Below are 15,645 nucleotides of genomic sequence, written 5' to 3'. Positions count from 1 at the left end.
GCCTACCCCTTTGCCAGCATTGAATGAATGGATTCGGCGGCAAGCTTGCCGTCCTGCACAGCCGCGACGGTCAAGTCTTCACCGCCGACGACGCAATCACCACCCGCCCAGACTTTTTCGTCCGAGGTTCGGCGATCTGCATCAACCACGATTCGACCTTTTTCAAACACCACTGTCGCTTCACCACTTGCACTATTAATACTGTCATCAAACTTCTGACCGATAGCCTTGAGCACTCTGTCGCACGGCAAAATCAGTGTCTCTCCGGTTACTCCAAAGCGACCATCCTCTACAGCCGTGCGAGCGAACTCCACACCACTGACCCGGCCGTTCTCACCAATCACACGCAAGGGCTGCAACCAGTTGCGAACAACCACACCATTGACCTTGGCCAGATCCTGTTCAAAGGGACTGGCATTCATGAATTCAACACCACGGCGATAGGCTAGCGTGACCTCCTCACAACCCAGCATTTTGTTTTGTACTGCGGCATCAATGGCTGTCATACCACCACCAATCACGATAGTCGCAGCGCCAACTTCAAGCGTTGAAAGGTCATCTGCCTGACGCAGTTCCTCGATGAAATCGATCGCATCATCAACGCCATCAAGCTCTTCACCTTCGATACCCAGCTGATTAACAGCCCCAAGCCCCATACCAAGAAACACAGCATCGTAATCGCGCTTGAGCTCATCCATGGTGAAGTCTTCTCCCAACGCCTTGCCATGCAGCACGTCAATACCTCCGATGGACAGGATGTAGCTAACTTCACGTTGTGCAAAGTCATCGACTGTTTTATAGGCTGCTATGCCGTACTCATCAAGCCCACCGGGCTTGGGACGAGCCTCCAGAATATCAACCGCATGTCCGTATAATGCAAGCCTGTGCGCACAGGCAAGACCTGCAGGACCGGCCCCCACAACTGCAACCTTGCGCCCGGTACTGGCAGCTGGAGTGAACGGTTGCTGACCGGTCTCCATCAGGTGGTCGGTGGAGTAACGCTGCAATTCACCGATACGAACCGGGTTATCTTCGGCTGTATTGCGAACACAGGCCTGTTCACACAATGTTTCTGTGGGACATACCCGGGCGCACATACCGCCCAGAATATTTTCATTGAAAATAGTACGTGCCGAGCCTGAGACATTGTCCGTACTTATCTGCCGGATAAAGAGCGGGATGTCGATACCCGTGGGACAGGCAGTGACACAAGGCGCGTCATAACAGAAGTAGCACCGATCAGATTCGACCGTCGCCTCATGCCGTGACAAGGGCGGATGCAGGTCTTGCTGCAACAGTTCGTGATTACTGGACACCATCGTTAAGGACTCCTCCACAGACTCTGTCACCGTGTATTTCGCCAGACAGGCGATCACGGAATATCTTCGATTAAAGCAATTTTTTTCCAATTGGTCAAATTTTTAATAACGCCTTTGCAATAATAAATTTACCTACTCGGACCTGACACGAGCGTGGCACTATCCGTTATTGTCTGGGTCAACCCATTAACACCGCTTGCGATGACTGCCACGAATTTGCCTGCCTGGTCGGAAAAACTGGCTCCACGCCTGAAGTCACAGATAGAATTTCTCGTCGCAATCGATGCCTTGAAATCTGTCTACCGGGCCAGTCATATAGCTTCCAACGAGCGACGTGAGAACAGTGCTGAGCACAGCTGGCACCTGACGATGTTCGCTCGTATTCTGGCCGAACACGCCAACGAAGCTGTCGATATAGAGCGCGTTATTTTCATGCTGATGGTGCACGACATCGTGGAAGTGGATGCCGGCGACACTCCCCTGCACGGCCAACAGAACCCGGAGCAAGAGGCTAACGAACAGGCTGCGGCCACTCGCCTGTTCGGCCTGTTACCCGATGATCAGTCTCTGCTGCTACGTCAGTGCTGGGACGAATTTGAGGCAGCCCAGTCTGCCGATGCCCGCTTCGCAAAGGCATTGGACAGACTGCAGCCCGTGCTGCTCAATGCCCTGACCGAGGGCGGCACCTGGAAGGATTACGAGGTGTCTCTGGACCAGGTAACCTCCAGAACAGCACAGATAGGCAAAGGCTCGGATACCCTATGGGATATGGCCAATGCGATCTTCAACGAGGCTGTCGATCATGGCTGGCTGAAAACAGCTCGACCAGCTGACTTGTCATGACATCGGCCAGCTGCGTCACATCATGGATCGTGGTGGCTCGGGAATAGTATTGACGAACATCGTGGCCGATACCGATTGCCACCAGCTCCACCTCTCCTTGACGCTCTATCTGCGAAATGACGTGTCGCAGATGTTTTTCCAGAAAGCGTCCCGGATTGGTAGACAGAGTCGAATCGTCAATAGGAGCGCCGTCAGAGATCATCATCAGAATGCGCCGTTGCTCGGTACGTTGCAGCAATCGACCATGCGCCCATTGCAGTGCCTCACCATCGATATTTTCCTTGAGCAGCCCCTTGCGCATCATCAGTCCCAGATTACGCCTTGACTGACGCCAGGGTGTATCTGCAGCCTTGTAGATGATGTGCCGCAGATCGTTCAGCCGACCAGGGTTCGGTGGATAACCTGCGGCCACCCACTTTTCGCGCGACTTGCCACCTTTCCATGCGCCGGTTGTGAAGCCCAGAATTTCAATACGCACACCACAACGCTCCAGCGTTGCTGAAAGGATATCGGCGCAGACGGCAGCCACCCGAATCGAGCGACCATGCATGGAGCCGGAGTTGTCGAGCAACAGCGTCACCACGGTATCGCGGAAGGGCGTTTCCGATTCCTGCTTGAAGGTCAATGGCATCAAAGGGTCGGTAAGCACTCGAGTCAGGCGTGAGGTATCCAACTGCCCTTCTTCCAGATCGAATTCCCAGGAGCGTCGCTGCTGCGCCATCAAGACGCGTTGCAAGCGATTGGCGAATCGACCGACAGATCGCTGAAGGTCACCAATATGGCTATCGAGCGTCTGCCGCAGACGAGTCAGCTCCTCAGCATCACACAGATCCAGAGGCCGAATGACTTCATCGTACTCACGTGTGTACACGTGATAATCATTTTCCGAACGACGAGTCCCGTCGCCCGTCGTCGTCTGCCATTCACTTCCAGGCTGCTCTGAACTACGCTCAGGGATGTCATCATCGGGCTCGACACTCTCACTGCCATCCTCGGCATTGCCATCTTCTTCCTGAGCATCCGAGTCAGCCTCATCTTGCGAGTCCGTACTATCCGACTCACTGCTTTCAGAATCGTCCTGCGGCGTCTGTGACTCGTCCTGCGCTTGATCCTCGTCATCGAACTCATCAGGATTATCGCTCGGCTCACCGTCTTCGAGTTCCAGAGATCGAAGCAGTTTGCCCAGTGCTCTGGCAAAACCAGCCTGGTCATCGAGATTGAAATCTGCCGGTTTGAACTTACTGGAAACATCGCTTTTCAGCCACTCACGCCAATCCGACAGCACTTCATCAGCAGCAGGACTCAGCGGGCGATCACTCAATTGTTCACGCAAGTACAAGGTAAGTGCATGTTCAATTCCCAGCCGTGGCTCCCCGACCTCTCCCAGATTGATGACCGGTTTACGAATCGTATCCAGTAATAACCGGTAGCGACCGTCCAGAGCTGCGTCCAGATTACGCCCTACACCTTCGTAAAGATTTGCGCCAAGCAACTCAACCCGAGTCTGCTCCGCCATTGCATGCAAACGTTGCGATGTGTCTGTTTGTGGCTGATAGCGCGCATGAGTACGTGCATCATGATACTGCTTGTACAAAGCGATAGCGTCACTGCGGCCACGGGTTTGAAGCCGCTCCAGCGCCGTTGCATCATCGGGAATACCCGGCAAGACCATGCCTTCGACATCTTCTGCATTTTCGTCGAAGGTGATATCAATGGACCTGTCTCGAGCTATGGCGCGCGCGCAAGCTCCCGTAGACTGCCTGAATGCTGCAGGCATGCCCGCAGCATTGCCACCTTGAGGCGCATTGATGCCTTCACCGACGTGCACACCGGCACCGGATTCCGTAGCGCCGACCGCTTGCACTTCACCTATCTTGTGTGGATGCAAATGAGGCTGCCCTTTTGTACGATCGTCAGACGCCAATGTCCGGAAGCTCCTCACCAAAGACCCGTTGATAAAGCTCACCCAACAAGGCTCGCTCGGCCGGATCGCATTTGTTCACAAACGCCAGCTCCAGCGATAAACCGACATCCTTGAAGAAAGTCAGATTCTGTGTCCAGGTAATGACCGTACGAGGACTCATGACTGTTGCCAGGTCGCCATTCCGAAAGGCATTGCGCGTCAGCCCAGCCAGCGCAACCATTTGAGCGATCAGCTTTTTCCCCGCCTCGTTATCCAGGTGCGGTGCTTTACCCAGAACGACTGCAGCTTCCTTATCAGCAGGCAGGTAATTGAGAATGGTAGTAACCGACCAACGATCCATCTGTGCCTGGTTGATTTGCTGAGTGCCGTGGTAAAGACCTGTGGTATCACCCAAGCCCACCGTGTTGGCCGTAGCAAAGAAACGGAATGCTGGATGAGGCCGAATAACGCGACTTTGATCCAGCAGCGTTAATTGTCCCGCTGATTCAAGCACACGCTGGATAACGAACATGACGTCAGGGCGCCCAGCATCATATTCATCGAAGACCAGAGCCACATTACGCTGATAGGCCCAAGGCAGAATACCCTCCTGAAACTCGGTAACCTGCTTGCCTTCACGCAGCACGATTGCATCTTTGCCGATCAGATCAATTCGACTGACATGGCTATCCAGATTGATTCGCAAACAGGGCCAGTTGAGCCGAGCTGCTACCTGCTCTATATGCGTGGATTTACCGGTGCCATGGAATCCGGAAATCAAAACCCTCCAATCATTCGCAAAGCCTGAAAGTATGGCCATGGTTGTGCGAAAATCAAACAGATAGGTCGGATCGATGTCTGGCACCCGCTCTGAATGTGCCGAATAGGCCGGTACCATGAGATCCACATCCAGACCAAAGGTTTCTCTTACAGAGACCGTGGTGTCAGGTAGCAAGGCATTGTTGTACGCATTGTTTTGATTCGAGTCGAGCATGGTTCCGAGCAATGAGCAGAGTAAAGGCGTTATCCTACACGCACTAACACAGACAGACACCCTGCGCGAAAGGGTCCAGTGGAAAAAAGCTGATAATAAAGCTGATTAATGATGTACTCACCGAGCGATTCCGACGTAACGACAACCGACAGTTGAGCTGACAATGGCAAGTGCCCTGCTTGAAACGACCGCCCCTCGTGTCGGCCTGATGATCGAATTGACGGGCTCCGCCAGCTTGTTGCCGTTAGTCGATGCAGCCGTTGCGCGACTGGAATCCAATGGTTTCGAGACCATTGTGGTTGCTGCCGGTCGCAGCGCGCGTGATGAGCAAACGGCGTGGGAAGTCCTGGCACGCAGCCACTGCGACGGCATAATCATGCACTCTGACTGCCTCAGCAATGACCAATTGGCTCGTCTGATCAGCACCCGCAAGAACGTTGTACACGCCAATCTCAACAATACCCAGCTAGGCACACTGGCAGCAGCACATCTGATTACCAAGGGGCATCGTCGCATCGCCATGGTATCGGGACCTACATATCGCTACAGCGTGCAACATACGCTCGAAGGATTCATGCAGACGGTAGCCAGCCAGCGCAGCGGTGACATTGAGATGCAAACGCTGGAAGCAACTCTTGATGAAGAAGGCGGTGCCAACGCAATGAACATTCTGCTGAATTCAAAGCACCCGCCCACTGCCGTTTTTCTGCAGAACGACAGAATGGCCATGGGCGCTTTCAGCACCTGCCAGCAGAACGGTGTTCGCATGCCACACGACATGTCGATCCTGGGTTGTGGTGATCTGTGCGCCGCCGCTCACACCCGACCGACTCTCAGCACAATACGACAGCCATTGGCACGTATTGGCGAGCATGCCGCCCAGCGAGTCATGAACATGATCAACAACATGCTTGCCAAACCTGCTGATGAACAAGGCACAGACTGGGCAATGCCAACAATAATCCCGCGCAATAGCGTCCGGGATCGTAATAACAGCGCTAACTGTCATCAAACCGGTGATGGACAGATCAGTGCACGAGAGCGTGAATGCCTGGAATGGGCATCCAAAGGCAAGACTTCGTGGGAGATCAGCCAGATACTGGGCGTCACCGAGAGCACCATTATCTATCACTTGCGCAATGCCACTCGCAAGCTTAATGCGGCCAATCGCCTGCACGCAGTCGCCAAGGCCCTGCAAGCCTCGATCATCGACTTCTAACGGTTCGTTTCTGGAAGCCTGCGAACAGGCAAGTTCAAAACAATCGGGAAATGAAAGACAAAAAAAAGGCGCTCTTTACAGAGCGCCTTTTTTGAAACTACCGGACTAACAGAGACTGATTACTTCGCAGCCTTGCGTTCCTGAGCTTCCTTGATAACCACGTCCGCAACGTTCTTCGGACAAGGGTTGTAGTGGCTGAACTCCATGGAGAACTGACCACGACCAGAAGTCATGGTACGCAGGTCACCAATGTAGCCAAACATCTCTGACAAAGGTACGTCTGCCTTGATGCGAACACCGGTAGCACCTGGCTCTTGTGACTTGATCATGCCACGACGACGGTTAAGGTCACCGATTACATCACCCACGTGATCATCTGGTGTGAACACGTCTACCTTCATGACCGGCTCGATGATCTGAGGACCTGCCTTCTGAATAGACTGACGGTAAGCACCTTTGGCAGCAATTTCAAATGCCAGCGCACTTGAATCGACTGCGTGGAAGGCACCATCGGTCAGAACGACGCGGAAGTCGAGTAATGGATAACCCGCCAATACACCTTCGTGCATGGACAGCTTGAAGCCTTTCTCGACCGCTGGCCAGTATTCACGTGGCACGTTGCCACCTGTAACCTTGGATTCGAATTCAAAACCAGTACCTGGCTCACCCGGCTCGATGGTGTAGTCGATACGACCGTATTGGCCAGAACCACCAGACTGCTTCTTGTGAGTGTAAGTATCTTCGATCTTCTGTGTAATTGTCTCGCGGTAAGCCACCTGAGGCTTGCCCACTTGAACTTCAACACCGTGAGTACGCTTGAGAATGTCGATCTTGATGTCCAGGTGCAATTCACCCATGCCCATCAGAATCGTCTCACCACTTTCTTCGTCAGTCATGACGCGGAAAGAAGGATCCTCGGCAACCATCTTGCCAATGGCAACACCCAGTTTCTCACTACCCGCCTTGTCTTTCGGTGATACGGCAATCGAGATGACCGGATCAGGGAAAACCATAGGCTCAAGTGTGGCAGGATGCTTCGGATCGGCCAGTGTATGACCTGTCTGAACGTTCTTCATGCCCAATACAGCGACGATATCGCCCGCTTGTGCAGAATCCAGCTCGATACGGTCTTCAGCGTTCATTTCAACGATACGACCGATTCGTTCTGTCTTACCCGTAAAAGTATTGAGAACCGTATCACCCTTCGCAATTCTGCCTGAGTAGATGCGAATGAATGTCAGAGCGCCATATCGGTCATCCATGATCTTGAACGCCAGTGCACGCAAAGGCCTGTCGGGATCAACAATCGCGAAATTACCGGTTTCAACACCTTCCAGATCCACTTCAGGTTGTGGCTTGACTTCAGTCGGGCTAGGCAGATAGGCAACCACACCGTCGAGCATGGGCTGCATACCCTTGTTCTTGAACGCAGAACCACAGAAAGCAGGAAACCAGACCAGGTCGATTGTGCCCTTGCGGATGCACTTCTGGATGGTAGCGATGTCAGGTATTTCGCCTTCGAAATACTTCTCCATAGCTTCATCGTCCATTTCCAGAGCAGTTTCGATCAGCTCTTCACGGTACTTGGCGACGATCTCGATCATGTCTTCAGGCACATCTTCGAGCGTGTAGCTCTCAGGATTGCCAGAGTCATCCCAGATCCATGCCTTTTCGGTCAGCAGATCCACAACGCCCACAAAGTCATCTTCTGTGCCGATTGGCAGAGTCATGATGACGGGACGAGCAGCCAGCACGTCCTTCACCTGCTTGACGACGCGATAGAAATCAGCGCCCATGCGATCCAGCTTGTTGACGAAGATTACACGTGCTACTTCAGATTCATTCGCATAACGCCAGTTTGTTTCGGACTGGGGCTCAACACCGCCAGAACCACAGAAAACACCCACACCACCGTCGAGTACTTTCAAGGAACGATAAACTTCGATAGTGAAGTCAACGTGTCCCGGAGTATCGATGATGTTGAATCGGTGACCGTCCCACTCGCAGCTGGTCGCCGCTGACTGGATGGTTATTCCGCGCTCTTGCTCCTGAGCCATGAAGTCAGTGGTAGCTTCACCATCGTGTACTTCACCGGTCTTGTGTATCTTGCCCGTGAGCTTCAGGATTCGCTCTGTGGTAGTGGTCTTGCCCGCATCAACGTGGGCAAAGATGCCAATGTTGCGGTAGTGTGAAAGGTCAGTCATCTTGGTGCTCACGGTCTGGGATTAATGGCCCGGCTGTTTGATAATGCCCGGACGTTACCTTGCTGAAGTCCGCAACTAGGAACAGTCTGAAGCCAACTCGCACTGGGCAGGACCAAGGCTGGAACACATAAAGCATATGTACCATCAGTCCCGCCAGACAGGTGCAGAGTCGCTAAAGAAGGTGCCTGACGCGGTAAACCCACAATTCTACCCAATTTTGGGATGCTAATGTCAGATAGCAAGACCGATTCATCACATGATTCTGGTAAGACCATCGCAGGCTGGATGATTGTGCTGCTCTGGCTGCTGATACTGGGCGGTGGAACCCTGCTCGCGCAGCGCATGCTAGACAATCGTCTAATGAACAATGCACCCGAATGGACGTCTCAAAATGGTGCCTCCCCTACCCTGCGGCTCAAGTCTGATCGGTACGGCCAGTATCAGCTGGAAGGCCTGGTCAACGATCAACCCGTTACCTTTCTCATCGATACTGGCGCGACCGGCATCAGCCTGTCGGACGTCGTTGCCAGACGGTCAGGCCTGGAACGAGGTCGTCGATTCAACGTATTGACCGCTAACGGCACGGCACAAGTGTTTTCCACACAACTGGACTCACTCTCCATTGGCCCGTTTACGCAACGTAACGTTCGCGCACACATCAACCCGTCTCTGGAAGGTTTCACAGCCTTGCTGGGCATGGAGTTCCTACGACACTACGATCTGACTCAGCGCCGCGGTGAGTTGACTATCAGCCTGCCCTGACACTTGAATTTTTAACCTGAAGAGCTTTCAAGTGACTCGCTATTCGAGAAAAATAGGCTAGAGTCCAAGCCAATTGTTACTTACTGGAGCTACAAGCGGTGACAAAATCTGGGGAACCATCCCATTTAATCCCGCTCACAGTACGGAGCACGGCGTAAAAGCAATCGGCAAGCGTCCAGAGTAAGGACATTGCAAGACGCTAAAAGGCGCTTATTCTGTGGCAGTTACACCACATGACAAGGTAATATTAGGGGTTGAGGGCATCGCCCTCCCAAAAATCTCGGAGTTAGCGGTAGGTCTCAATGCACATCACGATCATCATGGTTGTAACCTACATACTCTCCTGTCTGCGGATTGGTGCCGCTCCGTGGCACTACTGGCAGATGAATGCCCGTTATTTCTCTACGGAACACGGCATTTTTTCAAAACTGTCCATTGATTCCCTGATTCCCGATCGCTGGCGATTACCCCAGAGCATCGACTCAGAGACGCTGACCCCCAGCACTTTCCCGGTATTTTTCAAACCCGAGTGGGGACAAAATGCGCATGGCATTCATCGAGTCGACGACTACGAACAACTGATCAGCCTGAGAGCAGCCCTTTCGAACGAACCACAACGCTACCTGGTACAACAGGCAGCAACGGGCAAGCGTGAGTATGAAATATTCAGCATCGACGCCAATCGCACAGACGGTACACATGACGTAATGACGGTGACTGAAGCTGTCAATGAGCGTGAACAGTTCCCAATCAACAGCAAGAACAACCACCACACTCAATACGTTGACATCACGTCACAATTCTCTCCAGAGGCACAAACCACCCTCGCAAACTTTCTTTCACAGATCGGTGAGTTTGGCATCTGCCGCATGAGCGCCCGGGCGGATTCGAATGAAGAGCTGGTGGCAGGCAACTTCCACGTCATTGAAATCAATCTTTTCTTGCCAATGCCTATCAACCTGCTGGACAAATCATTCAGCTGGGCAGAACGCTGGAGATTCATCCGAAGCTCCATGATGTCTCTTGCCCGCGCTACCAAAATGATCAAACCGGTAGAAAATCCGCAACCGATATTTGCTCGCATGATGCTATACGGTCGCAACAGTTCGCTGCCAGGCCAATCAGCGACCAGCAAATCAACCCACAAGATCGGCGAGCGTTATATACAACCGTGAAATCACTCAAGACGCTGATCTATAGCTGGATCAGCCAGAAGTACATGGCTGGCTGCAGCAACTACAACTCGCTTCAGGTCAGAAAGGCCAGCCGCTCCAAAAAGCAGGCGCGTGCAATGTTTGCCCGGCATGACATTCCGCACGCCAAAGGCACGCTCTTCCTCAATCCCTGGACCGCACACCGTTTCGCTCGCGAACACGGCTTCCCACTGTGCATCAAGCCAAATGTCAGCGGCTTCTCCCGTGGCAGCCATTTTCCGATCAACAACTATCGCGAACTTTGGAAAGCGGCTCTGATGGTCAAGGTCTGGTGGCCAACCAGCATCGTGGAGCAATACCTGCTGGGCAATAACTACAGGGTGCTGGCAACTGGCGATGCGATGGTCTCTGTCATACGCCGCTACCCGCCCTTCGTTGATGGCAACGGTCAGGACACAATCAGTACACTGATCGATGCGGAGAATCAAATACGCGAAGATATGGGGCTATACCCTACGGTTCATCCCATCCAGAAATCACAGGCGACTATTGATTTTCTGCGCAAGCAGGGTAAAACCCTGAATTCGATCCCTGCTGAAGGCGAACGAGTTCACACTTTCAACCGCATTGCACTGGCACCTGGTGGCGTTATCGAAGTCATTGACCAAGCCACTATTCCGGCTGCCAATCGTGACTTGTTCCTGAAGGTTATCAGCGCTTTTGACGCCAATCTGTTTGGTATCGATGTCATATTCGAAGAGGGCATCGAAAAGGACTACCGGGAACAACGATGCATTTTCCTGGAAGTCAATTCACGCCCCTACACACGCATGCACAACGCTCCGCGTTATGGGCAGCGAGAGAATCTGGATGATTTCTACAACCAGATGGACGCATTGATCGTTACCGACTCGGATACTTTCTGAGTTTCTCTCTCTCAGTTCTGGAAATATGCGACTCCAGTAACTCAATGACAGCGCACCTAATCTGGGTACTACCGTGTTGAACCTGCCCTCGGCGCGCTCCGCAACTGGCTACTTCTATCAGTTCCTGGGCGCACATTCTCTACTAATAGGCCTGCTGCCTTTCTTCCTGCCGGTCTACCTGTGGCAAAAAGGACTCGACCTTGCTGGGCTCTCTCTACTCGTAGGGGTTTCCGGCCTGTCATTTGCTGCCGCCCTGAGCCTCTGGCAGCGCATGGCACGACGCTGGCCAATGAAGCATCTGATCAGCCTGACCTTCGCATTGGAATTTTTGCTGATTGCCAGCGTCGGCCTGCTCACTGAAGTCCCGGGCGCTGCCTTGTTTACCCCACCAGATGGCACATTAAGCGTTACTACCGCACAGTTATGCTTTGCCGCCTTGGTTATCGGTATGGCAAACGGCTTTTACAACGCATTTTTCTGGACTAGCCAACGCACGCTGTTCTTGCGACAACTGGGAAGTAACGATACCGGGCGTCAATATGGAAATTTTCAGATTTTCGTCACCCTGATTCTCAAGATTGGCATCCTGCTGGGTGGAACCCTTCTGGAAACCGGCGGCTTGATCTGGTTACTGGCCCTCTCGGCAGGCATCAGCCTAGCCTCCAGTCGACACCTTGCCACGCAACCTCCCGGCCAACAACCTATCGTTGACCCCGAAACACTGGCAAAGCCGGTAACCATATTACGCAGCCTGGCACACAAGGATGGACAAGGCTCCAGAGCCGTCTTTCTGTCAGATGGCATATTTCTTTATCTGGAAAGCCATTTCTGGACGCTGACATTGTTTCTCATGGTGCGAGAGGATTTCAGCCGATTAGGAATCGCCGTCGTCGTTCTGGCACTCGTGTTTGCAGCTCTGTTTTATCTCGTCAAGAACCGTATAGACCAACTCGACATAGCACGGGTTTACCGCGCAGCCGTCTGGCTCTACCTTGCCTCATGGCTTCTGCGCTTCACGCTGAACACTGAATCCGAGGGGGCGAGCCTCTGGATAGCTCTCATCTTCATTACGTTTTTCTCATCATTTTTTCGACTGGCCTTCAACAAGCGTTTTTTTGATGTCGCCAGAACTAACGGCAGCATGCAATACCTGTTGATCAAGAGCTATCTGTCCCAGATCTTTCTTGGCCTGACCTTTTTAATATTAGGCGCCGCATTGCTCGTCATACCCATCCCTCATGATCTGGCCCTCCAGTATTTATATGTGCCGGCCGGATTGCTGTCGCTGATCTACCTGCGTTATTCAGACAAGGACTGATTATCAGCCGTGCTATCCTGCCCAAGAATTCAAGCGGAGCTGCAATGACACTACATTTAACGACCCCACCACCCCAGAAGGCAATCAGTTTCACTAACGCCACAGAGGCGGTAGATTGTCTTATCGCAATGTATGAGCGTAATACCGCCTTTCTTGCAGATGCCTTTGCCAAATACCTAAGCGGCAGCCTGCCAGACACCAAACATCGCGCCTTCTACCCAGAGATACGATTCCGCAACAGCACCTATGCGCGCGTCGATTCACGACTGTCTTACGGACATGTTGACCAACCCGGCCTGTACACAACAACGATCACACAGCCGAAACTGTTTCGCGACTACCTGATACACCAGCTTAGCCTGCTGATTGAAAATCACGCGGAACCGATCGAAATTGCCGAATCCGATGTCCCCATCCCCCTGCACTTTGCTCTGGAATCCGGCTCAGCTCTCGCCGTACATCGACCGCAGAAGATTACTGTCGCGCTGCGTGATGCATTCGATGTGCCCGACATTGCGCAGGTCAATGACTACATCGTCAACGGCACTCTAGAAGTAGAACCAGGCCTGGCCATGCCTCTGGCTCCATTTCCCGCACAACGCATCGACTACTCGCTGCATCGACTGGTGCATTACACAGCGACAGAGCCTGAGCATTTTCAGAACTATGTCCTGTTCACCAACTATCAGTTCTATATTGATGAATTCTGTCGCCTGGCACACGACATGATGAAAGATGGCGATTCAGGCTATGAGTCTTTTGTAGAACCAGGCAATGTCATCACCCTGAATGGTGAGTCCGAGCCCAGCTCGGGCACAGCCCCATCCCGACAACCGCAGATGCCTTCCTACCACCTGAAGTCCAGCAAGCACCGCGGCATAACGATGGTCAACATTGGAGTGGGCCCATCCAACGCCAAGACCATCACCGACCATATCGCTGTCTTGCGACCTCACGCTTGGCTGATGCTGGGTCATTGCGCAGGCCTGAGAAACTCCCAGGAACTGGGAGACTACGTGCTTGCACACGCCTATGTTCGCGAAGACAAGGTACTGGATGCTGACATCCCGGTCTGGGTTCCGATTCCGGCACTAGCCGAAGTCCAGCAGGCTCTGCAAGGCGCTGTAGCAGACGTTACCGGCCTTGAAGGCTATGAATTGAAACGTATCATGCGCACAGGCACCGTTGCCTCCATCGACAATCGCAACTGGGAACTACAGGATCAGCGAGAGCCAGTACGCCGCCTGTCTCAATCCAGAGCCATTGCGCTGGATATGGAGTCTGCCACCATTGCAGCAAATGGGTTTCGCTTGCGCGTACCCTACGGCACCCTGCTCTGCGTCAGCGACAAACCACTACAAGGAGAACTCAAATTGCCAGGCATGGCAACCGAGTTCTACCAGAACCAGGTCTCACAGCATCTGGAAATAGGCATGCTGGCTTTGCGTAAACTCAGTGAGATGAAATCAGAGCGTCTCCACTCCAGAAAACTCAGAAGCTTTTTCGAAACCGCCTTTCAGTAGCCACACCAAAGGTCATCGTAGAGTGGCGTTGCGAAAACTCGCCACACCACTCTACTCTGGCCGGACGTCCTTTGGCTGCAGGCGCTCCTGCCTGCCCCCTCCTAAATCGGGGCGTCTCTAAAACGGCACCACTCGCTTGCATTTAGCTCAACAGACGACCTGTCAGAGCCAGATGAGCAACATCGACGAACGAGGCCCCCAATCGCATGCTTCGCTCCGCCGACCAGCCATTGAAGGGCCGCGGTGTATCCAGCGTATCCTTGAAGGGCATTTCCAGTGTCATTGCCAGACAGCCAAAGCTGTGTGCCAGATTATTACTGCAGATTGTCAGGTTCGCCTGTCCAGATCCACTTCTGGGATACCCATGAACATCCTGAAAATCAGGATTCAATGCTGCCCATGTTCGTTTCAACGCCACAAGCTCAGCATCGCGCACATCTGACCAGTCAGCTATCCCTTCGGTGCCTGCAATGAAGTTGTAAGGCAAGGCCTCATCCCCATGCACGTCCAGTGACAGATCGATTCCGGTCTGCTCCATGCGCTGACGAACATGAAAGACTTCAGGGCTTTTCTCCAGACTGGGTGATGCCCACTCCCGATTCAAATTGACCCCCAGGGCGTTGGTACGCAGATTGCCCAGGAAGGAGCCATCCGGGTTCATGTTCGGTACCACATGTATATCGGCAACAGCACGCAAGGCTCGGCTACTAGCATCATCCTGATCAAGAAGCCGATCCAGCCAGCCCTCCATCCACCACTCAGCCATGGATTCGCCCGGGTGTTGGCGCGCGATCACCCACAGTTGCTTGCGTTGCTGGTTGACATGATCATTTGCAGCGTCAGCGGGCAGCGCCGATACCTTCAGATAGTCGATGCTACGCCCCTCATGAGTGACACCCAGGCTCTCATACTCGACAGCATCGGCAGTGGCTGCCGCAGCTATCAGATCAGCATGTTGATCCAGAGAATAGGGAGCAAAGTAGGCAAACCATGTGACGTCGCTTTGCGCTTCAAATGTCCACGTCAATTGCTGGCCATCGTACTCCGCAGGGGTGCGATACCAGAATTGGCGATCAATCGAGGTGGCCACATCGTAGCCCTTCCAGCCACCGGGATAGGCGGTATCACCAGCATTGACAATGCTGATGCGACATTGCTTGCCAGCGACTCCAGATACGCTGAAATGAAACCACTGAAGAAATTCGGAATTCGTGTCCTTTCGAATTTTCAACTGAATGGATGCTGGATCCTGGGCAGAGACAACCTCAATGTTGCCACTGTCGAATTTATCGTTAATACAGATCGTCATGCAAAACTCGTCAGTTTGAATGTAAGCCGGAAAAGAGAAACGGCCTGAATGGGCCACTGATCGCAATCAAGTGGCACTTTACGATTTCAGGCACACAACGAAAAAAGGCAGACTCCAAGAGTCTGCCTTTTTCCTAACTAGCTTGAAATTGCTTCTCTACCGACTTCATTT

At 52.9% G+C, this 15,645-nt stretch carries 12 protein-coding genes; 7 read left to right on the top strand and 5 right to left on the bottom strand.

What is annotated here, in order from left to right; genetic code table 11:
- Nucleotides 1–2 precede the first annotated feature (2 nt).
- Complete coding sequence (locus IMCC3135_RS07955) at nt 3–1,319, bottom strand: NAD(P)-dependent oxidoreductase (protein WP_088921740.1); 1,317 nt, start codon at nt 1,317–1,319, stop codon at nt 3–5.
- Nucleotides 1,320–1,472: 153 nt separating this feature from the next.
- On the opposite strand from IMCC3135_RS07955, the gene IMCC3135_RS07950 reads away from it, so the two are divergent.
- Nucleotides 1,473–2,162: an HD domain-containing protein gene (locus IMCC3135_RS07950; RefSeq protein ID WP_205737956.1), complete on the top strand. Its 690-nt coding sequence runs from the start codon at nt 1,473–1,475 to the stop codon at nt 2,160–2,162.
- On the opposite strand, the gene IMCC3135_RS07945 is transcribed toward IMCC3135_RS07950, so the two are convergent.
- Together IMCC3135_RS07945 and cobS are read right to left on the bottom strand one after the other, a co-directional pair.
- A complete protein-coding gene (locus IMCC3135_RS07945; RefSeq protein ID WP_205737955.1) occupies nt 2,104–4,086 on the bottom strand; it encodes a cobaltochelatase CobT-related protein in 1,983 nt (660 codons plus the stop codon). The genes IMCC3135_RS07950 and IMCC3135_RS07945 overlap by 59 nt on opposite strands.
- Complete coding sequence (cobS, locus tag IMCC3135_RS07940) at nt 4,076–5,059, bottom strand: cobaltochelatase subunit CobS (RefSeq protein ID WP_088917120.1); 984 nt, start codon at nt 5,057–5,059, stop codon at nt 4,076–4,078. Before cobS ends, IMCC3135_RS07945 begins: the two co-directional genes overlap by 11 nt.
- A gap of 163 nt (nt 5,060–5,222) precedes the next feature.
- On the opposite strand from cobS, the gene IMCC3135_RS07935 reads away from it, so the two are divergent.
- The gene (locus IMCC3135_RS07935) at nt 5,223–6,278 is read left to right on the top strand and encodes a substrate-binding domain-containing protein (protein ID WP_088917119.1); all 1,056 of its coding nucleotides are present in this window, start codon (nt 5,223–5,225) and stop codon (nt 6,276–6,278) included.
- A 119-nt stretch (nt 6,279–6,397) separates the two neighbouring features.
- Here the strand turns inward: IMCC3135_RS07935 and fusA are convergent, their stop codons facing one another.
- Entirely contained in the window at nt 6,398–8,482 is a 2,085-nt protein-coding gene (fusA, locus tag IMCC3135_RS07930; RefSeq protein ID WP_088921737.1) for an elongation factor G, read from the bottom strand.
- Nucleotides 8,483–8,710: 228 nt separating this feature from the next.
- On the opposite strand from fusA, the gene IMCC3135_RS07925 reads away from it, so the two are divergent.
- The 5 genes from IMCC3135_RS07925 (at nt 8,711) to IMCC3135_RS07905 (ending at nt 14,165) form a co-directional block, all read left to right on the top strand.
- A complete protein-coding gene (locus IMCC3135_RS07925) occupies nt 8,711–9,244 on the top strand; it encodes a retropepsin-like aspartic protease family protein (protein ID WP_157735844.1) in 534 nt (177 codons plus the stop codon).
- A gap of 302 nt (nt 9,245–9,546) precedes the next feature.
- Complete coding sequence (locus IMCC3135_RS07920; RefSeq protein WP_088917117.1) at nt 9,547–10,419, top strand: ATP-grasp domain-containing protein; 873 nt, start codon at nt 9,547–9,549, stop codon at nt 10,417–10,419.
- A complete protein-coding gene (locus IMCC3135_RS07915) occupies nt 10,416–11,324 on the top strand; it encodes a cyanophycin synthetase (protein WP_088917116.1) in 909 nt (302 codons plus the stop codon). Before IMCC3135_RS07920 ends, IMCC3135_RS07915 begins: the two co-directional genes overlap by 4 nt.
- A 73-nt stretch (nt 11,325–11,397) precedes the next feature.
- Nucleotides 11,398–12,642, top strand: coding sequence for a hypothetical protein (locus tag IMCC3135_RS07910; RefSeq protein WP_088917115.1), 1,245 nt, complete (start codon nt 11,398–11,400; stop codon nt 12,640–12,642).
- Between the two features lie 44 nt (nt 12,643–12,686).
- Nucleotides 12,687–14,165 (top strand): AMP nucleosidase, encoded by a 1,479-nt coding sequence (locus tag IMCC3135_RS07905; RefSeq protein WP_088917114.1) that lies wholly within the window; start codon nt 12,687–12,689, stop codon nt 14,163–14,165.
- A 142-nt stretch (nt 14,166–14,307) separates the two neighbouring features.
- Here IMCC3135_RS07905 and IMCC3135_RS07900 read toward each other — a convergent pair whose 3' ends face one another.
- Nucleotides 14,308–15,474, bottom strand: a complete 1,167-nt coding sequence (locus IMCC3135_RS07900) for a M14 family metallopeptidase (protein ID WP_088917113.1) — start codon at nt 15,472–15,474, stop codon at nt 14,308–14,310.
- Between the last annotated feature and the right edge of the window lie 171 nt (nt 15,475–15,645).

It is taken from the genome of Granulosicoccus antarcticus IMCC3135, from assembly GCF_002215215.1.
In the GTDB taxonomy this organism is placed as follows: Bacteria; Pseudomonadota; Gammaproteobacteria; order Granulosicoccales; family Granulosicoccaceae; genus Granulosicoccus; species Granulosicoccus antarcticus.
Note: the sequence above shows the minus strand (reverse complement) of the source record. Positions and strands in the feature narration are given on the sequence as shown.